Origin of the sequence: Aquimarina intermedia (genome assembly GCF_008124785.1) — a bacterium.
Taxonomy (GTDB): Bacteria; Bacteroidota; Bacteroidia; order Flavobacteriales; family Flavobacteriaceae; genus Aquimarina; species Aquimarina intermedia.
Window position 1 is genome coordinate 132,677 of record NZ_VNHU01000004.1, and the last position, 24,822, is coordinate 157,498.

Sequence of the window (24,822 nt, forward strand, 5' to 3'; positions counted from 1 at the left end):
ACTATTCAACTTTTACTGCAATACGATGGCAAGCATTATTTAAATAACCTTTAGGATTCCATCCGGGCACCAGCATTGGTTGACTATAGCCTTGTGAATCAGTAGCTCTTGACCAGACTTCATAATATCCTTTTTTCGGAAAATCTATGGTAGCATCAAAATGTTGCCATGCCAAACGATTGACCGGTTTTTCTACAGAGACAGCGATCCAGGTGGCACCAAAATCAATAGAATATTCCATCTTTGTAACTTCCAGCTCTCCTGCCCAGGCATGTCCTCTAATATTTAATTTATTTCCTTTTTTAATTATTGCTCCTGATTTAGGATATGTAATAAGCGACTTTACCGGCATCGACTCTATGATGCACATATCCTCATCCTTTACTTTTTCTCCCGGTGCGACAGGTTCACAAGGAACACGATATGCAGTTCCGGTCATTTTGGTACCATCATGTACTTTATCACGAACACTTATCCTGTTCACCCATTTACCCGAAACAGAAGCTGGCCATCCCCCTGCAACTAATCGTAAAGGATATCCATGAACTAATGGTATATCTTGTCCATTCATTTTGAAAGCTACTAATGTTTCATCCTGTAATGCTTTTGCTATAGGAGCGCCTCGAGAGATGGGCTCTTTTTTAGGATCTCGACTCAGGTGAGCATCCACAGCATGATATCCAATGTACACAGCGCTATCTTTTATACCGACATCTTCCAGAATATCCCGCAACCGAACGCCTGTCCATTTTGCACATGAGACCGCACCAACTGTCCATTGATTTCCTTTTGCAGGAGGATCAAATTCACTACGTCCATTACCGCCGCACTCTAAAGTAAGCTGATAGGTATATTGTGGAAATTTTGTTTGTAATTCGGCAAGCGTATAAGTTTTTAATTCCTTTGCTGATTCTCCGTCAATCGTCAATGTCCATTCGTTACTATCAATAGCATCAGGGACTAAACCATTATTGCGAATGAACATATAATTATTAGATGTTATTTTCTCGTCTAACAAATGTGCTTTAGCCTCAATATTCCAGGGCTTGTCATTAAGAACTTCCATTTGCTTATCCTTATTGAACATTTTAAAAGGATCTGGATCCTGAAGTGCCAGAGGTTGATAACCTTCCAACATTGTGGATCCAAAAACAATATCTGCTCCAATAATAGTAGCCATTGAGCCTAAAACTACTTTCTTAACAAAATTTCTTCGTTCCATATAACAGAAATACCTTATTTTTTGTTAAAATTAAGATTATAAATTCTTAATTTCTGTAACAAATGTTACAATAACCCTGTAAAGTTAAGTTTCATAGCATCGGTTTTAAGCTAACTATAGAAAACTAAACTTCCTTTCCTTTGAGCATTTTATTCCAATATAAAAAAGGTAACATGTATTTTTTGAGTATCCAGAGTCTCCAATGTTCCTTTGATGAATCTTTAATAAACATTTGTTTTAATTTGGGATCCGGGGTAAACCGGTTTTGATAATCAAACTCTGCTAGGACCATTTTGCCGTAGTCGGTGACTAAAGGACAAGAAGAATACCCGTTATAAGATTTGTCTCCAATTCTATTATATTTCATAAGTCGTATAATATTATCGACTACTACGGGTGCTTGTTTTCTGATAGCAGCGCCTGTTTTTGCAGTGGGTAGTGCTGCTATATCCCCTAATCCAAAAATATTAGGATATTTATTATGTTGCATTGTATATTGATCCACATCTAACCATTTAGCTTCATTGACCAAAATGGATTCCTGTATAAATTTAGGAGCAACAGATGGTGGCGCCAGATGAAGCATGTCATAATGGATACCTACTAAGTCACCCTCTTTTGATACTTCAATATCTTTGTGGTTATATTCAGATTCATTATCCCCTAAAGCGTACCAAGCAATTTGTTTTTCTGCATCAATTTTTTTAAGTTGATGACCAAAACGGACATTAATATCCTTTTTATCTATAATTTTCGTCAAGGTTTCAGCAATTTTTTTAATGCCAAAAATTACACCTCCATTAGTAGCAAAAACAACATTGGTCTTATCTTTTACACCACTTTTACGGAAATAGCTTTCTGCCAGATACATTATTTTCTGTGGAGCACCACCACATTTTATAGTTGTTGTAGGTTGGGTAAACAAGGCAGTTCCTCCTTTAAAATTTTTAAGAACCGTCCAGGTGTGTTTTGGGTCTGTATAATTACTACATACTACCCCCTTATCAATGGCTTCTTTTAATCCCGGAACCAACGAATAGTCATAGGTAAGTCCTGGTGCAACCACCAAATAATCATAACCTATATTACCGCTTGATTTTGTAGAAACACTATTATTTTCCGGATCAAATCCCGAAGCAGCGTCCTTTATCCATGTAACACCTTTTGGCATAACAGAACTCATTGGTCTTGCCGTTTTATTATAATTATAAGTTCCGGCACCTACCAAAGTCCAAGCAGGTTGGTAATAATGAATATCAGCAGGCTCAATAAGTGCCACGTCTAAACTTTTATCCTTTTTAAGTAATTGGGCAGCGGTCATGATGCCGGCGGTGCCTCCTCCTATAACTAAAATTTGATAATGTGTTTTCATTTTTATCTATTTATGGACCTATTAAATGTAATTATTAAACTTTACCTTCACAGTAACTTAGGTTACACAAAGGGTGAAATTCAATTATTTTGATATAATTCAAAATCGAGTATAAGATTTGACTATTTCAAATTTTGTAATTCGTAATCAGTGATTTGCACTCAAAAGAATAAACGATGGGTGAACTTGTCAAAAAAGAAACACGAGTTAGTGGTAGCATATAAAAGATTATATCGTGCTTGATTTTTTTGATTCTATTCTGTTTCTAAATTGTTCCAAAATAGAGAGAATAATTCATAAGATTTATGACAATTGTCACGAAGCAACTATAGTGCTATTTTAAGTGCTCAAAATGAATAGAAAATACATCTCCATAGTCAATGTAGCCACCCTTCTGAATAATTGTTAGCGAATGCTAGTTGCGCTATTTTCTTTACATTTCATATAGATAAAAAGCCAAATTCTAAACAACAGCATCGCTATCATTTAACATTAGTATTAAACAAATGCCGAAATAGATAACAGATCGTTACACTTCCTTTTCCATAATAAAGTCTGATGCCATTTTAGCGTGTAACTGAGTAGTAGCTATCAGTGGTATATCTGAATGTGTTGCGTCAATCAACATAGGCAACTCGGTACAACCCAAAATAATCCCTTCGGCACCTCTATCTTTTAGCAGTTGAATCTGTTGTAGGAAAAATTCTCTTGCCTTATCAGTAAACTTTCCTTGTGTTAATTCCTGAGAGACATACGTATGGGATTTGGTTATGTGTTCCACATCTGGGATGATAGTCTTGATTCCAAAATTGGACTCCAAAAATGAGGGAATAAAACTCCCTGTCATTGTTGGCTGGTTTCCCAATAATCCTAGTTTACTAAGCTTCAACCTAGAAGCTTCTTTACCTATTGCATCAGCAATATGTAATATTGGTATATTAATTTGGGGCTGCACAAAGGGGTACACCATGTGTGGGGTATTTGCGCAAATTATAATAGCTTTGGCTCCTGCTTTTTCCAGCTTATTAGCTACCTCAAGGTATTTTGTGTTTATCTTTTCCTTATTCTGTTCACGCATCAATTCTATATTAATACTGTACAACAACAACTCCGGATTAGCCCGCGTACCTATTTTACTACCCACTAACTCATTGATTAGTTTATAATAAACGATTGTAGAGTGCCAGGAAGTACCACCAATCATACCTAATGTTCTCATATTATGTTTAATTTTCGGTTAAGTCTAGCGGTTTTTAGCCTTTATTCTTCTACATTTTTCTACCAGAACAACTGACTACTTATTTAATTTTTTCTTACATAGAACAACTCCTTTATTCAATATTTGAAAAAGGAAACTATAACAGCTTTTACTTTACAAATTCGACTTAATCTTTTTATTTCAGCTTATTCTCAATAATCGTTAAACGATCTTCAATATTCATCAACTTTTGGATGATAATGATATGCTTTTTTTAGCATCAATCCCCCAGGACTCTCATCACTGTGAATCTCCTGAGCTATTTTTTTGTATAGTTCCTTATCTAACATCTTTTTACACTATTAAAATTACTTATAAAACATATAGCCTCCTTTTAAGTCATAAACCGTATTGAAACCCATACCTAAAAGTTTTCTGGCTGCTTTTTGACTTCGGTTACCCGAGCGACAATATACATACACAGGCTCTTCTTTGTCGAGTGCATCGAATGATTGTTCAAACTTTTCTTGCTTAAAATAATCTATGTTTATAGCATTGTCTATATGTCCAGCCTCATATTCTCGTAGAGTGCGTACGTCAACAAGCTGAACGTTCTTTCCCAAAACAGCTTCTTTAAAAGAGGCCACGTCCAGTATTTTTATAGCTTCAGATTGTTGTGCTTTCGCACCAAAAATTGAACTTAAAAAAGTCATAATTACAAATATTTTTTTCATATTATATTTTAAATTGAAAAGGAAGCAGTCGTAGCATACTGACTACTTCCTTTCAAAAACCAACCAATACTAACCAACCATTTTTTATTTTGAGTTTATACTTATTCCTAATCTTTAATAATTTCTTGCAGGTTACGAATACTCACAAAGTTACATAACGACCTTTTCAGAAACAGTAACATAGGTTACACACAAGATTATTATTGTTATAAACGGTGAAAGACTTCCTCGAAAGTACCCAACTATGGAGCAAAACTCCAATTCATACTGATAAAAGCCAAATGACAGATGTGTTCTTTGCAGAAATCACCTAAATAAAAGTAATCCTCACCTTACCGCATATCGCCTTTACCAACGATTTGAAAGCTTTCACGCAAAATACTGGTCAAAAAGATGTTGCTCATATCTCCCATCTGATCCTATACAGATATCAGGTAATTTAAAGTAAGGTGGTAGGACAAATGTATTCTGATTTCGGGACGCTGGTTTCTTTAATTTCTTCAAACCCACCAATTACATCAGCAATATCAACCCATCCTCTTTGCTTTAAAATTGAGGCAGCAATCATACTTCTATACCCGCCGGCACAGTGAAGTATCAACGGTTTATCCTTAGGAAACTGTGCTAAGTGATTGTTTATTTCGTTTAGTGGTACATTAATGGCTCCTAGTACATGTTCAGAATCGTACTCACTTTTTTTACGAACGTCAAAAAGCAATGGTTTTTGAGTTTTATAACTTTTCTCAAGATCTGAAGAAGTCACTCTAGTAACGGTTTCAAAATCTTTTCTGCTTTCGTTCCAGGAACTAAATCCACCTTTTAGATATCCAACTGTATTATCATAGCCTACTCTAGACAATCTTGTTATGGCTTCTTCTTCTTTTCCAGGATAGGTTATCAATAGAATTTCCTGCTTAACATCTGGAATCATTTCACCGACCCATTGGGCAAAACTACCCTCGAGTCCGATATTTATACTATTTGGTATAAACCCTTTTGCAAAATCTTCTGCATCCCGGGTATCCAGCATTAATGCGCCGGTTTCATTAGCTACCACTTCGAATTCTTCAGGAGACAATGATTTTGTCGCTCTATCCAGTATACTATCCAGACTTTCATAGCCTCTGATGTTCATCAAAACATTTTGAGGAAAATATCCAGGAGGTGCGGTAAGTCCGGTTAATAATTCCTTAATAAACTCTTCCTTAGTCATATCTGCGCGTAATGCATAGTTTGTTTTTTTCTGGTTACCAAGTGTGTCTGTTGTCTCCTTACTCATCATTTTTCCGCAAGCAGATCCAGCTCCGTGATTTGGATAAACGATAAGATCATCGTTTAATGGTAGTATTTTATTACGAAGTGAATCATATAAATGACCTGCTAATTTTTCCTCTGTCAAATCAGAGACTACATGTTGTGCCAGATCCGGACGTCCTACATCTCCAATAAATAAAGTGTCACCGGTAATAAGACCATGTTCTTTATTATTTTCATCAATTAAGAGGTACGTAGTACTTTCCATCGTGTGACCAGGAGTATGGATTACTTTTACCTTGTAATCCCCTATTTCAAAAACCTGTCCGTCTTTAGCTATTATCGCTTCATAGGCTGGTTTCGCACCAGGCCCAAATACAATTTCTGATCCTGCCTTTTTTCTTAGATCCAAATGTCCGCTTACGAAGTCAGCGTGAAAATGAGTTTCAAAAACATATTTGATTTCAGCGTCATCTTTTTGTGCTCTATCGATATAAGGTTGTACTTCTCGTAATGGGTCAAAAACTGCTGCTTCTCCATTACTCTCAATATAATAGGCTGCGTGAGCCAGACATCCTGTATAAATCTGTTCTACTTTCATCGTGCTTAATTTTAATTAATAGTATCGTATAAAAATAGTGTTGATATTTATGATTTACAGTTACTTATGTTACATTACAACTCTAAACCAAGGTTACACTTTCATACTTAGTTAAAAATCCTACTTTTATCAAGTACGATTCTGATGATGTAAAAATATAGCCTACCTAAGATAGAATTAATGATAATTATCAGGGATAGGTAAGAATTCACAGAAAAAATATATAGTCAAGTACATTGAGTCAAAAAGCGTGTGCAGTAAAAAACTTATTTCGCTCTAATTTTAATCAATGTAACAAATGTTACTGATCACTATTAGATTATTTTGCTAAGTTAGTTACCATGTTAAAGCTTGTTTCTCAATTTAAAAAACCCATAAATTTCTGATTAAAGGAGCATTTAATTTAATCAGTAAGGAATGATGGTACAACAAGTGAAACAATAGTGTAAGGAGTTACTTTTACATAGTACATGCAACAAACTTCCGTTTCATAATTTTGAGCATCCAAAAGAGGTTGTCACTAATGCTCATATTAGGATAGAGTGGTGTACTAAAGGAGTAATGGAAATCAGGGATATTGAATGGCATCATTTGGATTTAAAATTTCTACGCAAACATCATTTTTATACACAATATGGTATAGATATTCTAGAAAAAGAAAAGTGGGCTAATGAAAAGATGATACAATGTATTTTGAGTTGTTGCAAATAGTTGAGTAGCTAAGGTTAGATTATAGATTTTTTGGAATACCCTAGATCAAAATATATGAAATATTGAACGGTAAGAAATTCGATGAATACTCTTCAGAAAAACTAATAAGATACTGATAATTTATTAAGTGAAAAAAATTGATTACAATCCTTCTTTCTCTGAAAAAGAAAACCCACAATGAATATTGTGGGTTAAGATTGCTATACTTGCAATATACTTTGATGATAACAGGGCCTTGTGAGAATAGTCTTTTAGACCTCAAGTATTGATTTTCTGCCCACATATTGGTTCTTTCATAGAGTAAATACGGTTTCTGGCCAAAAGCTGTTTTCTGGTGTCTCCAATAGAAAAGGTTGTAGCAATGGAGTTTTTTTATTTAATTTTAGCTCGTCTGACTTGCTCATTTTTCTGATCTATAGCTTTCCGACGATATTTTATTCTAATATCTCACAAGGCTTCTAAAGCTAGTTTTTGCACGTGAAAACGACCTGTGACTTGTATGATCTTAAAAAAACATTTCTTAGCAATCACTTTCATTAAAGTAGCCGTATCCAGAGTAATGTCATTTACTTTATCTCTAAGTGAATTTGAAATTTTTAGTAATTGCTGTACAATATGATCTACTTTAGTACCTGCCAGTATAGCTATAATAGTGCCTTTTCTCTAATTCTTTTTATTTTTCGATTGTGAAAAAACTGCCTGAATAGAATTAACTCAGACAGAGTTCAATTTACACCCTCATCTTTATTTTGATCATAAAAAAGTACAAACATAACAGAGCCGTATATAATTCTATTTGTCTTTTTCATTACTATAAATTTTGCCTAGATAATAATCGAGCGCATAAGCATTGTACATTTGTTGATACTCAATCTGATTTAGAAGTAGGGCGGCTTCAATATAATTTCGTCTGGATATTTCAAAATCCTGTGGATTACCCGCCCCTAAATAGTATTTTTCTTGTTCCAATTCAAAAGCACCACTCATACTCTGTTCCTGATCTTGTCTATACAGTATTTCTTCAGAACTACTAATTAGAGCATTCTTTGCATTAGATATTTCCACATAGACGGTTCTTTTGTACTGTTCAAGGTCTAACTTAGCATTTTCATGTGCTATCTTAGCTCTAAATACAGAGTTTCTTACACGCATTCCATCAAAAATCGGGATTGAAATTAACACTCCGAAAGAATTAGTAATGTTATTTTTAAAAAATTGATCATCGAAACTCTGCTCTTGAAAAGATGAAAAACTTGTTCCATAAGTGTAAAAAAGATTTATTTGAGGATAATAATCTGCACGCCGTATGTTAAGAAGATGTTTTAAATTGAGAACTTCGTGCCTTCGCTGCAACAGATCTTCTCGGTTATTTAAAGCTTCTGAATAAAAATCAGATATAGTATTATCGTTTGATGTTATCTGTGGCGCTGTACGTTCTATATTTTGTAGAACTATATGTTCCCCGGGATCAATACTAAGCATTAATTTTAACTTATTAATCTGCTCATTCTGTATTCTTCTATTCTCAACAATTGCAGCCTTTAATCTACTTAATTCTGCTTTTTGAATCAATTCATCTTGTGCTGGTAAGCTTCCCAATTTTACCATTTCCATTGTTCTATTGAGGTTTTTCTCTTGGATCGTGTAAAACTCTTGGAATATTTTATCTTGTTGAATATTTTGTAAAATTTCTAAATAATTATCAATAATTAAAAGCACTACTAAGTCTTTTGAAGCCTCCTTACTGTGCTTATTAGCTTGTACATTATTTTTAGCAGCTTTAATTACAGAAACTCTACGCAATAAATTTAAAATATCCCAATTAACGTTAATAGCAGCATTGTAGAAGTTCCCGGTACTTGTTGAGACAGTTCCAGTAATTTCATCAAAATTAGTTCCACTAGCTCTTCTCGCCTGACCATTTGCAATTAATGACGGGAGCAACTGCAAATATGAGGTAACCGCAGAGTTTTTGGATTCTCTAACCATATTTTCAGCCTTTGCAATAGTCACATTGTGTTCCATAGCAAATCCTATGGCATCTCCAAGAGTAAGTGTTCTCTGCGCATTACAATTTGAAGAGAAATAAATTATAATTATAAACAGAATTAAGGTACTATTGGTTAATTTACTTTTCATGAATTTTGATTTCAAGCAACATGCTCTTCTTTTATATTTTCTGTTATAATTTTTCCGTCTAATAAATTGATAATACGATGCGCATAATTTGCATCATAATTTGAGTGTGTCACCATTACAATAGTAGTTCCTTTATTGTTTAAATCAGATAAAAGCTCCATAACTTCTTCACCATTCTTCGAATCTAAATTACCCGTAGGTTCATCGGCCAGTATGAGCTTAGGGTTTATTACAAGCGCTCTAGCTATGGCAACTCTTTGCTGCTGACCTCCTGATAGTTGTGAAGGAAAATGATTACTCCTATGGGCTATATTCATCTGTTCCAGAACTGCTTCTACTCTTCTCTTTCGTTCTTCCTTTGGCATTTTTTGATATAGTAGAGGTAATTCTACATTTTCATAAACCTTTAATTCATCAATCAAATTAAAACTTTGAAAAATAAAGCCAACATTTCCCTTTCTAATTTTGGATCGCTTCTTTTCTGAAAACGTCGCCACTTCAATATTATCGAACCAATATTCTCCTTCATTCGGGCTATCGAGCAATCCGAGAATATTAAGTAACGATGATTTACCACAACCTGAAGGCCCCATAATAGCAATAAACTCACCTTCCTTGACCTCCAAATTTATTTGATTTACTGCAGTGGTTTCAACCTCATCACTGATGTATTTTTTAGTTAAATCTTTTAATTTTATCATAATGTATATTTTTAATGATTATATATTAATTACCAAACAATGCGTTCGTTATCGCCAAAAGAATCATACGAAGAAATAATTACTTTTTCTCCTACTTCAAGACCACTCAAAACTTGATAGTATTCGATATTTTTTTTCCCTAATTCGATAGTTCGTTTCTCGGCTTCATTGGTCCCCTCATTTAAAACAAATAACCAATTTCCACCTGTATTATTGTAAAATCCACCTACAGGGATAGCTAATTCCTCTGATGACTGTCCCAATTCTATTCTTAATCTAAGAGACTGTCCACTAATCACTCCTTCAGGAACTTCATTGATAAATTCCATATCTACCATAAATTCACCATTCTCCACAGTTGGATAAATGTAACGTACTGTAAGTAAGTATGATTCCCCATTAATATCAGTTTTAGCGTTCAATCCCTTTTTGATTCTAGATAAATAAATTTCATCTATAGGTACTCTCACTTTATATGTACCTAAAACATCTACCTGTCCAATTCGCTCTCCCTTGTTTATATTTTGGCCTTCTTGCAATTGTCCGGTATATAGTTGTCCATCAATTGGAGCTTTTACAATAAGATTATCCAATATTTGCTTTACACCGCTCAAATTTTCAATCATATTTCTTTCTGAAGATCTCAATTGCTCTAGTTGTAAAACCCTTGAAGCAGAATCTTTTTTGAAAGATTCATTAGTAAACTGTTTTCTTTTTAGGTTATATCTATAGTCTGCTTGCGTTTTCTCAAATTCCTGTTTAGAAATAATCCCCTTATTAAACAGAATACTATCACGATAGAATTTAGGTTTTTGAACGTGTAAAAAGTTTTCTATTTCAGCAAGAGCCGTCTTTTGTGCTAAGAAATTTTGATCTAGCTGAAGTCGAGTTGTTCTAACTCGGTTAATTTGTTCATTGAGAGAATTTTCTTGACTTAATACATTCAATTTTAAATTGGCATTTTCCAACTCAAGGATGGGCATTCCTTTTTTGACAATAGCCCCACTCTCTTTGAAAACATTGATAATATTACCACCCTCTACTGCATCTAGATAAAAGGTTCTATTGGGCACCACTTCTCCCATTTCAATAATGTATTCCTGAAACGGTAGCTTTTTGACAGTTGCAACCGAGAGTTTATCGTATTCAATTTTGACAGTCGACTTTGAATTGGCTGAAATGGTCAAATATAAAATGAACACCACAATTAAAGATAGCATACCCCAAACAAGGATTTTTTTTGCAGTAATTTTCTTTTTTTCTATTTTCTTATCCATTTTATGGTAATATTGGTTGTATATTAATATTTGCAACTGTGTATGACAACAAGCATACCATTCACAAAAAAACATATATTTAGTCAATTTTCACTACATTTACGTCCGTATTCGTACTTTTAGTACGCCATCATGTTCAAAACCGTACATTTTTTAGGCATAATTAAAGACAATCTCTATGAGCTCCAGATCGAAAAAAAAAGAGTCTATTCTAATTGTTGACGATAATAAAGGTGTTCTAAAAGCTGCCCAGTTATTTTTGAAAAGACATTTTAATCTTGTCGATAGCATACACGACCCAATTCTAATTCCAGAATATATACGAAAGAAAAGTTATGATATTATTTTATTAGACATGAACTTTACTAAAGATGCTAGTAGTGGTAAAGAAGGTTTTTACTGGCTTGAAAAAATTTTAGAACTAGATCCTACGGTTGTAGTGATCCTTATGACCGCCTATGGGGATATTAAAACAGCCATTAAGGCTATTAAGTTTGGAGCGGGAAATTTTATATTAAAACCATGGGACAATGATGAATTTTTGGCTACTATTCATTCTAGTCTTGGCATTCGAAATAATAAATTAGAAATTGCTAAATTAAAGGATACTCAAAAAGAACTTAACGATCAAATAAGTGAACGCTATAAAAACATTATAGGGCATAGTAATGGTCTAACTAAAATATTCAAACTTATAGATCAAGTGGCTAAAACCGATGCTAATATCTTGATTTTGGGTGAAAATGGAACTGGTAAAGAACTCATTGCCAGAGCCATTCACAGAAACTCAAAACGACACTACCAACCCTTTATCAATGTTGATTTGGGATCTCTAACAGAGTCGTTGTTTGAAAGTGAACTATTCGGTCATGTTAAAGGAGCTTTCACTGACGCAAAAGAGGACCGTCTGGGACGCTTCGAAAAAGCTTCCAAAGGCACCTTGTTCTTAGACGAAATCGGAAATTTATCGCTTCCCCTTCAATCAAAATTGCTCACGGCGTTGCAAAATAGAAAAATTAATAGAGTTGGATCCAGTAAAGAAATTCCTATAGACATTCGACTCATTTGCGCCACAAATTTAGATTTATACGAAATGGTGTCCGGAAATTCCTTTCGGCAGGATCTACTCTATAGAATTAACACTATAGAAATTGTGATTCCTCCATTACGCGAGCGGCTTGAAGATATTCCTTTGCTAGCAGATCACTTTTTAAAAATATATTCAGAAAAATATGAAAAACCTATAACAGGTTTTTATTCTGAAGCCATAAAGTATTTGCAAAGCCATTTATGGCCAGGAAATATAAGAGAATTACAACATGCGATAGAACGCTCAGTAATCTTGTGTAATCAAGATTACATCTCTAAAGAACATTTTAATTTGAATCTTCAGAAAAAAGAAGATAAAAACTTGGAACAAACTATAGATTTAAGCCTCGAAGAACACGAACACGAAATTATAAAAAACACGCTTCTAAAATACGATGGGAATATATCTAAGGCGGCCAAAGATTTAGGTTTAACAAGACAATCACTTTACAGAAGACTTAAGAAACATGGGTTATAAAACATTCGAATTTGTTGCATTGAAACGTTTAATACTAACAATATTGCTTATTGGTTTTAGCATGTATTGCTTTTTTATTAAAAAAACTTTGCTTTTTTTTATGATAGGTGCTGTTAGTTTTCTGCTCGTTTGCTATTTAGTGTATTCAACCTATAAAATTATTATTAGCACTAATAAAAACTTAACACTCTTCTTAGAGTCTATTCAACACCAGGATTTTTCAGTAAATTTCAAAACTAATAATAACCTTGACAACAGTTTTAGCGATTTGAATGCCTCGTTCAATTCTGTATTAAACGCCTTTAGAAAAGAACGTTCAGAAAAACTGGAACATTCACAATTTTTAAACACAATTGTAAATCATGTCAATACCGGCGTAATTGCTTATCGTCCCGACGGTAAAATAGATCTGATGAACAAAAGTTCAAAAGTACTTTTAGGCGAATACCATCTCAAGAACATCAACGAATTAAAGAACAAACTGCTTTTAGCGCGAATACTTGAACTTCCTTCTGGACAGAGTGCTGTAATTATTGTTAGCAGTACTGTGCAGCTAGCTGTCTACACTACTACTTTAAAACTAGTTGATAAAGTTCTAAAATTGGTAGTAATCCAAAATATATACAAGGAGCTTTTAAACAAACAAGTAGAATCATGGCAAAAATTGGCTTCTGTTTTGAAACATGAAATTATGAACAGCCTTACCCCAATAACCTCCATAAATTCAACACTTGGTGATATAATAAAAGAAGATTTTTATTGGAATGCTTCCAGCGGAAGATTTGAAATATCAAAAGAAAGTTTAGATGATTTAAACGATGGCTTTTCTACTATACGCATGAGAACCAAAGGACTTATCAAATTTATAAATGCTTATAGAGATTACACTAGCCTCCCAAAACCTAATTTTGTGAAAATTGAACTTGTTACACTATTAAATAGAGTTAAAGGTCTTATGAAAGCTCAATTTCTGGATGGTCATATCGCATATTCATTTGTACTTCCTGACAAAGGTAATTCTAAAATTATGGGGGATATCAACTTACTGGAAATGGTATTAATCAATTTGATAAAAAATGCTATACAAGCAGTAAACAAAACTGAAAATCCCTCAATTGGGGTCGCTCTTATTTGCGAAGAAAACGCTTCCATACGTATAACAGATAATGGTTCGGGTATAGAACCAGAAGCTATTGAGAAAATTTTCATCCCTTTCTATACCACAAAAGAAGACGGTTCAGGATTAGGCTTAAGTCTCTCCAGAGAAATTATCCAATTACATAATGGCACATTAACAGTAACCTCTGTACCGCATTCAAAAACCATATTTACGATTCAATTTTATAGAAATTAAAAAATTCAACCTCTATTTGTGTATCACTACATGTAGCTAGAGCTGCACAAGCATTTTCTACAAAATCTAATTTGTAGATATACCATTTATCATTTTTACATACTACGTGCTCGTCAAAAATTTCAATATCCAATAATGGCAGGCTCATACCTCGACCATCTGCCTTAATTACACTTTCTTTAATAGTCCAAAATTCGAAAAAAGTATGAGTTGCAGTGGATGAGTTCTTAATGATCTCCCATTCACATGAAGACATTACCGATTTAAAACCTGTAAAATCAATATTCTGAATAATTTCCACATCAATTCCCACTCTGTTGGTCTTGGAAATAGCGCATGCAACATAATCTCCAGAATGTGAGATATTAAAATCTAAGGGTATGTTTTTTAGAGAGGGTCTTAAATAATTATCATAGACTAATTTGTCTAATACCTCCTTAGAGTACCCGAACTTTTTCAACCCTTTTATAAGTAATAATAAACCTAGTAAATTGCGATGTTGATCCTCCCAAAACCTGAAACTTGAATTTTTTTTGACTAATTGTGGGGGCAACCAACTCTTATAAGTAAGTAGTAAATCATCCCGTATTTTTTCTGAAAATTTTGTGTAAAAAATATATACCATCTTACCATTCGTTAATACAGCTCCTGCCTTTTTGTTTAGAATCGCTATTGAGTTGCTTCATAATAATCTTTACCATTGCCGGTGCGCTTTCATGAATAAAAAAGTGATCTCCATTTAGATAATACAGATGACACATTTTTGTGGAATGATCTTTCCATGCTATCATTGCTTCTGAAGAAATATCTTCTTCTTTTCCGAAAAAAGCAGAAATATTACAATGAAATGGTTTTAACTCTCGTTTTACAAAACATTCTGATGCCAATCTAAAATCGTTTTTCAACAGAGGTAGAAATAGATCTAATAATTCTCTGTGTTCAAAAAACTGCGGAGGAGTACCTCCTAATTCTAATAATTTGTCTTTAAATAAATCACCCTCCAATAAGTGATAATTCTTGTCCTTGACTGGTTTTATGTTTGGAGCTCCTCTTCCTGAGAAAAACAAATGTAGTGGTTTTTTTAAATTTTTCTTTTCAATTTCAAGTGCCACTTCATAAATCAGCATAGCTCCCATACTATGTCCAAAGAGCGCATAATCACTATCGTCAAGTCTATCTATTAAAAAACTTACTACATCTTGTACGGCATCTGCAACTGTTTCGTAGAAAGGGTCTTTAATTCTTTTAGCACGTCCGGCTAGTTCAACCGGGATTATTTCGATAGAATCGTCTACAAATGACTCCCATTTCCTGTACATTGAAGCTGAACCACCTGCGTATGGAAGACAAAAAAGCTTTATTGATCTCATTGAGTGTATGTATTTAAGTTTCTATTGGTTTAAAATATCTAATTTAATACTTCGAAAGGTTTCTTCTTTCTTTAAGCATTGTAATTGTTGTTGTTTAGAAAAAAGGACAGTACGCAATTGCTTCTTAGAAAATAACTCCAATTGATCACCCACATGTCCGCTACTTTTTTCTGTGGCATTTCCATACGATAGTATTGCCTTCGCTTTAACTGTATCCCCAAATTGAACAACGCTGATATAGCTGTCACCATGTACAGCTAAATATTTGTGGTCATTTTGCTTCATAAACGTTATCGTTCTGAAGATACCTACATCATCACTTCCACCATTTGCAGGAAACTCATATTCACCTATAGCAAATTTATAGAGCTTACCATACTTTATTTCCAGAGAACCGTATATACTCATCATATGTTTAGTCGCCTTTTGTAGTGCTACAAGTGCTATTTCAGGATCAAGAAATCCATCGGGTGTCGTCAATGGTTTTTTAATTGACCACGGAATCGCATGTCTAAAATTAACGTTCTTATACAATTGATCTACAAACTGTAAAAATAAAACTGCTTGCGTGCTTTCAGCCCTGAAATCCCCATCCCAATTCTCTAAAATATTGATAGCAGCTAATTGGAGGCTATCGCTACTTATACTTTTAAGAGCTACGATATCATCTTGCAATCTCATAGCTAATTGAGATTTTGTATCGAACTTAAATCTTGTGAAATCGTCAAAAGAAATCTTCGCTGTATCAGATAAAAGAAGTGCTGATCTTTGAGCTCTAAATCCCATGGTATTGGGGAGTATCTTATTGATATTCATAATAGTGCCCTCTCCTTCTGTAGGTATGGTGGCAGTAAAAGGACCATCATTGGCATTTTGTAACCATCCTGTAGTAGGATTAATGTTCTTAGGCAATTCATCATATGAATAGTAAGTGGACCAAATATCACTACTTTCTTGAGATGGTACTGAATTTTCCCATTTTTTAAAACTTCCTTTCTTTTTAGGAATTTTACCTCCAAAGTAATAAAGAATAGTGTCTTGTTTATCAGCATAGAGGGTGTTAAATAATGGAAGCGAATTTTTTGAAATTGAAGTCTTGAATTCAGTGAAATTCTTAGCACTACCCATTGCTTTCCATTGCAAAAATACTGAAGAAATAGTACTTAAATCAGGGAATTTCAATACCAGTGCCTTATTATCTACCTCTCGCAAAACTACACCATAATCAGTTTGATTTCGAATAACCTCTTTAATACTATTCGAATCTTTCTTTGATGCTTTAATCAAAAGTGTATCCGTGATAAAGGGCTTATATACTGCATCCACAAGATAGGTATTATCTTTTGTTTGTATTTCGTAAAAATCTACATTGTCCACAGGATTTACAGTATGAGTCCATCCAAGGTTCTCGTTAAATCCAATGCCGATAGTAGGAAGTCCCACTAATGTTACCCCATATAAATTTTGTTTAGGGGTGATATATTGACATTCAAAAAACATCCAAAAGTCGAACCATGGCAGATGAGGATTTGCAAGTAACAAAGGTGACCCTTTAGTAGTTTTTCTGGAATTTACAACCCATCCGTTAGAACCAGGAACCCATTTTTTTTCGACAGATAAATTTCTATTTATCAAAAATTCAAAGTAGAATAAACGTAAGTAATGAGCAACAACATCCGTTGGGACAACAGGCAAAACCTGAAGATTGTCTTTATTAAGTCGCGACTTGTTTTTTTCTGCATACAGATTAATACCTTCAACAAAAGCATTTACCATCATTCTTTCTTCTTCGGAAAACTTGTTATAAATGGTTTCGCTGTACTCAGTTAGTCCGAATAGATTTAAATAGGTATCTCTCTCCAGCCCTGTACCAAAATACTCTGAAGATTTCCCTCTAGATTCACCATAGAGTTTCAGTATTAAATTAGCATGGTTGGTCATTTGTGACCAGCCCGCCATTGTATATAGAGCAGTGTCGGTTTTCGCATAGATATGTGGTATTCCCCAATTATCCCAGCGTATAGTCTCTTGGCTCTGTTCAATAGAAACGTTACTTTTTTCTTTTTTACAAGACAACAAAAGACCATTTAACAGAAAAAGTAAAATATAAACTTTCATTTGTTTTAAGCAGTTACGGGTTTAGATGCTTCTCGTATAAGTGCCTTGGCTAGCACATCAATAGTGTCTATGACGAGAATGTTAGGATAGGCGATAGACAATACTTCCTTCAAAAGGGAGAATTCTGTACAACCCAAAATAATAGTTTGTACATCATTATTTAAATAAAAGCGCATAGCTTTATGTAGTAATTCTAACACCTCTGTACGTAGTATAGTGGAGTTAGACTTAATGCCAAATACACTATTGTAAATCATATTATGAATGACCTCTTCTTGAAATTTTGGTGAAGGTAAAACAATCTCAAATCCACGGTGCTGTAACATAGCCGAATATAACTCTGATTTGAAAACACCATTACTCGACAGAATACCTATTTTAGAATTGAGAGGAACTTCCTGTATACAAGATACACAGGCTTCTTCAACCATATTCACTAAATTTACTGGTTTTTCGTGTGTAGAAAGTCCCATTTTAACAGGTTCAAAAATTTGAGGGGCATGTGCCGTATTACAAGCTATACCTAACACTGTAGCTCCTGAATTTACCGCTATATGAACCATTTCTAATATTGCTTGAGCAGGATTAATAATGGTTTTATGTTCTAAGTATTGTGTTCTATCCACAACTTTAGATGGAAAACCAACATGTACAATTGAAAAGTGTTCCTGATCACGGGATGCTTCAGAAAAATGTATAACTCTCCTATGCAACTCTATTCCTGCTTCAGGTCCCATCCCACCAATAATGCCTATAATTTTATTTGTATTCAAGATCAATTATGTCTTTTAGATTAGTTTTATTATCTGACTAGTAACGAGTATTCGCCAAACGGTTCTACGATAGCTGTAGCAATAGTTCTATAACCTCTATAAGGATTTCTTCCATGGCATACCAGTATAATATCTATAGATCGCACCCCGCCTTTCCTATATGGGAAACTACCATATTATTGTTTTAGGCTTTTTCAATTACTTGATGTTCTTTTAGATAAATTTCAATTCCCTCCCTAAAGAAAGTGTTACTTATGATAAAATCTTTGGGTATATCATTTTCACGATCGGCGGTAGAGAATGAAATATTACCATGAATCTGCTATTGTCGTATCTTCCTTCACAAGACAAGTTGTGATCGACAAATCATAGTTCTTATCCCCTAAATTCTACTATATAAAGATTCGTTATGTAATGCACATGATATTTGTTACGATAAGAAGTAGAATGGTCAATATTCTTAATGGAATGATCTATTTCTGATCTGGGGCCATATCTAACCATATAAGTAATAGGAGACCTACCTAATCTGTCTACGAAGCTTTTAAAATCATTTACAACGTCCAAGTTGAAGTCATGAAAAAGTAGTGCACCATGTTTACTTAGTTATTATGAATGATACTTCTTCTTTATTATTTTGATACCATTGAGACAGTTTCGCATTAGGTCGACTGGGTTAACAGATCTAGAGTAGCTCCTTGGGAACTTGTAATTTGATAAATTTTAATCACCAGTTTTAAGCATGGGTGATTTTAAATCGATTTTACACATCATGTTTGCATACTTGACTATTTTTGAGCGCTATCCAACCATTCATTTGTATTAGCTAAGCATTTGTTCAATAGAGGCATAATAAAACGGTTTACGTTTTTTTGAGAGCTCTGAACACCCACTTGCCAACTCAATAAACAGAGGCTCTTTTAACGGTGCTAGCTCAAAATTAATTCCCCATGGTAACTAAAATAAGACGGTTTCCCGTATAAGAGTTTCTACCATGACATACAAGTTCATTATCTAAAATTAGCAGTTCATTTTTTTGCCAGACCGGATATAAAGTTTCTTTTTCAATGCTTTCAATAATTTCAGAAATCATTTGTTCATGTATTTCTTTTCCATCTCCAAAAGTCACATACATTGGATACTCTTTTGGTGATTCATAGAGCAATTGTAGTGTTTCGAAAACTTCTGTACCAAGGTGACTTGGATGAAATTGATCTATTTGATTGAACCATACTTTTTCTCCGGTAATGTGGTGTTTAATAATTCCTTTTGAATTTTGGTAGAGTCGCAACGAATCGTCATTAAGCCATTCATATTTTATATGAGCTGTTAAACAATATTGTTCCACTTCGTTTTTATCCTCTGTTTCAAAAGTATCTTTCCAAGAAGGCCCCATACCTTGACCTGAGTGTAAATTTCTTATATATGTAATTCCTCTTGATTCAATTTCTTCTATAATTGAAGGATTCATATTCTGTACAATAGTCCTACAATCTGCCAGTAAGGTTTCACCTCCCGTTATCGATGGCTCTATACAACTGAAATAAAGTTTTTTAGGCCATTTAGAGGAGTATGACAACTCGTTATGCATGGTGATTTTCTGAGAGCTCTCATACTCGGTTGATGTGTAGACCTTTCCTTGAAGTTTGGTTCTTGGTGAGTTTCCGTCTATATAATCTAAAAAATTATCAGATATACCGTTGGTGGCTTCTTGAAAAGAGTGTAACGAATCGATAGCTATTCCGCTAAACTTAATAGCTCCTCTTTTGCTAAGAATTTTTTCAATATTCTCTTTATTTGTATTGTAGTATTCAATAAATCGAGGAACCGAAAAATTGTCCAATTCTATGAGAATGGGTAAACCTTGCTTTACTTCAATGTCTTGTATGTCGTTTATTTTCATGGTCATTCTTTTTTGATAGTTATATTGTATTACCCTTAACTATGATTACTTATTGGAATATAGTTTCAATAAGTTATTGAAGGTTAATTCATCAACTTGTTCTAACCATCCCTTTAGCAAATCAATTACTTCTGGATCAATATTGTTACTGTTATTTGGAGTGACCGAACTAATGAATTTTTCACCACCTTCCGTACTATAGATGTTTCTAAGTTCAAAATAAGGACTTGGATATTGTAGAAAAGCATCATCTTTGAAAACTCTCCTCAAATTAAACTGAGTTGTAAGTTCGTCTATTTTAGAAATCATCATCCATCCTTCATCACTATTACTCATATAAACAAATCCACGCTTGGTAATCGGTGAATAGAAAAATTCAGAACGAAACCCTGTATTTACCCCACTAAAGAAAGTAATAGTATCTTCTTCAGATTTTATTAAAAAAACCCCCAAACCAACTCCAAACTTTAATTCATCCGTGTCGGGTATAAAAGTTAGTTGTGTCTCAGAAGCAAGCATTTTCTGTTGCTGCTTCTCAGATAAATGGGCACCGGAGAAAGTATGGATTATTAATTGAGCAACATCCTTTGCGTTGGTGTGGCTACCTGAAGCAGGGATGGATTCCTTATTTTGAAGCCCTTCAAATTCCTTTCTATAGCTGGTATATCCCATGGCATGATGATTTTTAACTCGATTACCGAATAATCCGCCTCCATAGTTAAGGTATGTATTGTTTAAATGGTATGGTTTGAGAATCATTTCTTCAACATAGTCCTCATAAGAAGAACCTAATATGGTACTTACAACCTCAGCCAGATAATGATATGCTTCTCCAGAATACGTAAATCCTGAGCCCGGATTAGCGACAAATTCTAACTTTTCAGGATCATTTTCTGTTGTCCAATTTTCCAAGCCTGCCGTATGACTTAATAACATACGTGTCGTTAATGATTTGTATCGATCATCATAAGATAGCTCTGGATAATCCAAATATTGATGAACCGGAGTATCAAGGTCCATATTGCCCTGGTCCACAAGTCTATTAACCACATACACTAAAAACATTTTTGTTATTGAAGCGGCCTCAAATAACGTTTCATTGTCAACCGGCTTTTTCTTCTCAAGGTGACTCCAACCATATTGTTGTGAATATACCACCTTGTTATCTTCAATAATCGCTATGGAAACTCCCGGAATTCCTATTCTGTTTCGCATAGTGTTTATTTCTGCGTCAAAATTTACGTCACTAATTAGAGTTCCATTAGATTTAAAAGATTGTTCTGTTTGTGCATCTAGAGGTACTATTATTAATAATAGACCAATAGTACACAAGAGTAGTTTATTCAAATTAATTTTCTTTATTCTATATTTTTTCATGATATATGTTTTTTAAAAATTAGTTTTATTTATCAAGTATTTCAACAGTATTCTTTGACCAATTTGGTAGTTGATAATCTACCAGCATACCTCTTTCCATTTTCATTAATCTATCTGCTACATCAAAATAATGATCGTCATGCGTAATTACAATTATCATTTTGCCTTGACGTTTCATATCCGGGAGTAAATTTCGGTAGAAAAACTTTCTATATTCTGGGTCTTGATCGGCCGCCCATTCATCAAATAAATAAATTGGGGAATCTTCTAAAAAACAATTCAAAAGTGCTAGTCTTTTACGTTGCCCAGACGATAAATTTAAAGTAGAATATTTATTTTCATCGGTTACATAAACCTTATCATTCAGATCAAATAGCTCAACATACCGTTCGAACTTTGCTTTATGTTTTTGGAAATCCACATTATATAGTTTCTCAAAAAGATATGTAGGGTTGAAAACGGCAGAGAGATATTCGCTTAATTGACCGTCTTCAATTTTCTTCCCATTTAAAGAAATATGTCCGCTATCAGGTAAGTACAACCCTGTTAGCAACTTTGCCAATGTGGTTTTTCCACTTCCATTACCACCCACGATAAAAAGGATTTCTCCTACATTAATTTTAAGGTTAATTGGTCCAATCGAAAAATTACTAGTATGATCATCATCACCTTTATATTGAAAGGTAATATCGTTAAGTGTCATATCAAGTAATGGATTCAATTTAGGAACTATAGGGGTATCTGTATTTAATTTCGTCGGAATATCTTCAATAAATTCTTTGATACGATTCCAGGAAACTGAGATTTGCAAAATTTGTGGAATTGCCTGTAAAAGTGTATTAATAGGTCCTATTAAATACAATAGGATCATAACGAAACTTATAATAGCGTAATTTTTGACATTCGGAAAGAATTCCGAAATTCCGAAGGCAGCAAAGCCCAATAACAAAACAAGTAATAGCTCTGCAACAAGAGATACATCGTAAGATTTAATAGAAGAAATGTTTTGTTTTTCTCTAAAACGATTTGCACTGGAGGAAATATCATCTTTATATTCTAGTTTTTTAATACGACTCATACTAATTTCCTTGTATCCATCTATGATACCACTAACTAACCTCATAAATACATTTTTTTCACTACGCGCTTCTTCTACGTAATTTTTGGTTGTATACACAAGAAAGTAACTTAATCCGGATAGAAATATCATCACTGATATAGTAATTATAGTCGCCCAAGGTTCTATGGATGCTAAATAAATGAATCCTCCTACTGCAGTAATGATACTTGTAATAAATCCTAAAAAAACGGTTGCAGAGTTTCCTATGACATTGGTATCGTCAGTTAATGTAGTATACACCCGGCCACGGCTAATTTTTTCGAAATCATGATAGGTTGTCTTAAAGATTTTATCAACTATTTGTACTCGTAGATCATATACTGTTTCATTGGTGAGTTCAATAAGGTTTGTTTGTACAAACTTTCTTCCAAGTAGATAAATACCAAGTACCAGTAGGTAGTAAAATGCGAAGTAATAGAACTCTTTATCCGAATTTATTGCTGAAGTAACCAGCATTATAACCGCAATACCAGATAAACCTGTTAAAATACTAATAACAAAGACCTGAGGAAGTTTCTTTTTGAATTTATCCGTTTCAGGAAAAAACAGATTCAAAATATAAGTAATCATACTCAAAGAAATTGCTATAAGAATTAGTATGATCATCCACTCAAAACTTTGAGGAGCCCATATTTTTATAGAATCCCAATCAAAACCGGCTAATGCTTCTGGGTATAAATAGATTCCATAGAGATAAGGTACCAGAACCAGCATCATAATGAATATATGTCTTATTTTCTTTAAGCTAGCTTTTTCATATTTACGATATCTTAATACTATCTGGCTGAGATTTATTAATAGATAAATTAAAACTGCTAAACAATAGAAAGCTAGAACTATGGAAGCAATGGTGAAGCTAGAATCTATACCACTATCAGGATTAAAATCTCTTTCTACTTTCTTTCCTTTTATTATGGATAAAACGTTATTAGCAATGCTATTTGTATAACTGCTGTTTGAATTTGTTAAAACAGCAATTGCATTCTGAGTGTCCTTATTTATATTTATATAGGAACTATAATTTGGGTTTAAACCGGAGTGATATAATTCGTTTGAGCCATCCAAGGAAACATTCCAGCCTCCCGCGTAAGAGGACATATCATGCAGCGGAACTCGTGTATCTCTCTCATGACTTTTTTCAATAATTTTAGTTAAGGAACTTTCAGTTGGATTAATTTGATAACGCATCCATTTTGAAACGTCCACAGCGTTAGAAATTACATAACCTGCGGCGTTATTTCCTTTGTAGGGCGGCGCTATAAAAAGACGTGGTTCAAAAAAACTAATTTTATATCCTTTAGACATAGCATTGTCGCTTTCGGGAATACCGATAGAGGTATTTGTAAGATGTAATGGTTGGAATACATGCTCTGTAAGATAAGTTTCAAAGTCCTTGTTACTAACCTTTTCAATTATTAAAGCCAGAATATCATAATTTATAGTTGCATATTCATACGCTTCTCCTGGTAGGTGGTCTAATTTTTGATCAATTAAAACTCTTACGGTTCTATCCAGGGCATCGTCTTGATTTGTTTCAGGAATTTTAGATAAGGTTTCCCAAGGAATTCCACTAGTGTGATACAATAGGTCTTTTACCTTTACTTTTACAATACTGTCTTTATACCTCACACGAAACCACGGTATATAGCTAGAAACAGAAGCTTCCAGATCGACACTTTTATCTTCCACTAAACTAAGGAGTGCCAAAGCCGTAAATGCTTTACTATTTGAACCCAACTCAAATCGAGTGTTCTTAGTAACCGGCTCATTTGAGTCTATATTAGCCAAACCATAGGTTCTTATATGTTCCTGTCCCTTATGAAAAATTACCAGGCTCAGTCCTGGAATTTTACCTTCCTCCATCATAGTTGTAACCTCCTCATCAATAGAAGCTATCATTTTAGGGTTTAATTGTAGATTGCTTTGAGAAAATAAGGAAGTTACCATCAATAAAGAAGTTCCTAATGATACTAACGTGCTAATAATTGTACTTTTTATCATAATCATAAATTGAGAATATAATTGGATATT

General features: G+C 33.8%; 18 protein-coding genes. 2 read left to right on the top strand and 16 right to left on the bottom strand.

Annotated features, from left to right (window positions below):
- Position 1: 1 nt before the first annotated feature.
- The 9 genes from BD809_RS07965 to BD809_RS08005 form a co-directional block, all read right to left on the bottom strand.
- Positions 2 to 1,222: a sulfite oxidase gene (locus BD809_RS07965; RefSeq protein ID WP_148782444.1), complete on the bottom strand. Its 1,221-nt coding sequence runs from the start codon at positions 1,220 to 1,222 to the stop codon at positions 2 to 4.
- Positions 1,223 to 1,346: 124 nt separating this feature from the next.
- Positions 1,347 to 2,594: an NAD(P)/FAD-dependent oxidoreductase gene (locus BD809_RS07970; protein ID WP_148782445.1), complete on the bottom strand. Its 1,248-nt coding sequence runs from the start codon at positions 2,592 to 2,594 to the stop codon at positions 1,347 to 1,349.
- A gap of 529 nt (positions 2,595 to 3,123) precedes the next feature.
- Positions 3,124 to 3,813 (bottom strand): aspartate/glutamate racemase family protein, encoded by a 690-nt coding sequence (locus BD809_RS07975; protein WP_148782446.1) that lies wholly within the window; start codon positions 3,811 to 3,813, stop codon positions 3,124 to 3,126.
- 347 nt (positions 3,814 to 4,160) lie between these two features.
- A complete protein-coding gene (locus BD809_RS07980) occupies positions 4,161 to 4,526 on the bottom strand; it encodes a rhodanese-like domain-containing protein (RefSeq protein ID WP_246131465.1) in 366 nt (121 codons plus the stop codon).
- Between the two features lie 439 nt (positions 4,527 to 4,965).
- On the bottom strand, positions 4,966 to 6,381 hold the full coding sequence (locus tag BD809_RS07985) for an MBL fold metallo-hydrolase (protein WP_148782447.1): 1,416 nt from the start codon (positions 6,379 to 6,381) through the stop codon (positions 4,966 to 4,968).
- Positions 6,382 to 7,539: 1,158 nt separating this feature from the next.
- Positions 7,540 to 7,743, bottom strand: coding sequence for a transposase (locus BD809_RS16030; RefSeq protein WP_148782526.1), 204 nt, complete (start codon positions 7,741 to 7,743; stop codon positions 7,540 to 7,542).
- A 141-nt stretch (positions 7,744 to 7,884) separates the two neighbouring features.
- Positions 7,885 to 9,231, bottom strand: a complete 1,347-nt coding sequence (locus BD809_RS07995) for a TolC family protein (RefSeq protein WP_148782448.1) — start codon at positions 9,229 to 9,231, stop codon at positions 7,885 to 7,887.
- Positions 9,232 to 9,242: 11 nt separating this feature from the next.
- On the bottom strand, positions 9,243 to 9,932 hold the full coding sequence (locus BD809_RS08000) for an ABC transporter ATP-binding protein (protein WP_148782449.1): 690 nt from the start codon (positions 9,930 to 9,932) through the stop codon (positions 9,243 to 9,245).
- A 29-nt stretch (positions 9,933 to 9,961) separates the two neighbouring features.
- Positions 9,962 to 11,209 (bottom strand): efflux RND transporter periplasmic adaptor subunit, encoded by a 1,248-nt coding sequence (locus tag BD809_RS08005; protein ID WP_148782450.1) that lies wholly within the window; start codon positions 11,207 to 11,209, stop codon positions 9,962 to 9,964.
- Between the two features lie 178 nt (positions 11,210 to 11,387).
- Here BD809_RS08005 and BD809_RS08010 point away from each other — a divergent pair, with 178 nt between their 5' ends.
- Together BD809_RS08010 and BD809_RS08015 are read left to right on the top strand one after the other, a co-directional pair.
- Positions 11,388 to 12,776: a sigma-54-dependent transcriptional regulator gene (locus tag BD809_RS08010; RefSeq protein ID WP_148782451.1), complete on the top strand. Its 1,389-nt coding sequence runs from the start codon at positions 11,388 to 11,390 to the stop codon at positions 12,774 to 12,776.
- Positions 12,777 to 12,876: 100 nt separating this feature from the next.
- Positions 12,877 to 14,130, top strand: a complete 1,254-nt coding sequence (locus BD809_RS08015) for a sensor histidine kinase (RefSeq protein WP_170251816.1) — start codon at positions 12,877 to 12,879, stop codon at positions 14,128 to 14,130.
- On the opposite strand, the gene BD809_RS08020 is transcribed toward BD809_RS08015, so the two are convergent.
- The 7 genes from BD809_RS08020 to BD809_RS08050 form a co-directional block, all read right to left on the bottom strand.
- Positions 14,105 to 14,755 carry a 4'-phosphopantetheinyl transferase family protein gene (locus BD809_RS08020; protein WP_148782453.1) on the bottom strand — a complete coding sequence of 217 codons (651 nt, stop codon included), beginning with the start codon at positions 14,753 to 14,755 and terminating at the stop codon, positions 14,105 to 14,107. The genes BD809_RS08015 and BD809_RS08020 overlap by 26 nt on opposite strands.
- 1 nt (position 14,756) lies before the next feature.
- On the bottom strand, positions 14,757 to 15,500 hold the full coding sequence (locus BD809_RS08025) for a thioesterase II family protein (protein WP_148782454.1): 744 nt from the start codon (positions 15,498 to 15,500) through the stop codon (positions 14,757 to 14,759).
- Between the two features lie 21 nt (positions 15,501 to 15,521).
- The gene (locus BD809_RS08030) at positions 15,522 to 17,618 is read right to left on the bottom strand and encodes a penicillin acylase family protein (RefSeq protein ID WP_148782455.1); all 2,097 of its coding nucleotides are present in this window, start codon (positions 17,616 to 17,618) and stop codon (positions 15,522 to 15,524) included.
- 5 nt (positions 17,619 to 17,623) lie between these two features.
- Complete coding sequence (locus BD809_RS08035) at positions 17,624 to 18,391, bottom strand: aspartate/glutamate racemase family protein (protein ID WP_148782456.1); 768 nt, start codon at positions 18,389 to 18,391, stop codon at positions 17,624 to 17,626.
- Between the two features lie 940 nt (positions 18,392 to 19,331).
- Positions 19,332 to 20,294, bottom strand: a complete 963-nt coding sequence (locus BD809_RS08040; protein ID WP_170251818.1) for a TauD/TfdA family dioxygenase — start codon at positions 20,292 to 20,294, stop codon at positions 19,332 to 19,334.
- Between the two features lie 45 nt (positions 20,295 to 20,339).
- On the bottom strand, positions 20,340 to 21,671 hold the full coding sequence (locus tag BD809_RS08045; RefSeq protein WP_148782458.1) for a serine hydrolase domain-containing protein: 1,332 nt from the start codon (positions 21,669 to 21,671) through the stop codon (positions 20,340 to 20,342).
- 25 nt (positions 21,672 to 21,696) lie between these two features.
- Complete coding sequence (locus BD809_RS08050; RefSeq protein ID WP_170251819.1) at positions 21,697 to 24,792, bottom strand: cyclic peptide export ABC transporter; 3,096 nt, start codon at positions 24,790 to 24,792, stop codon at positions 21,697 to 21,699.
- Positions 24,793 to 24,822 lie beyond the last annotated feature (30 nt).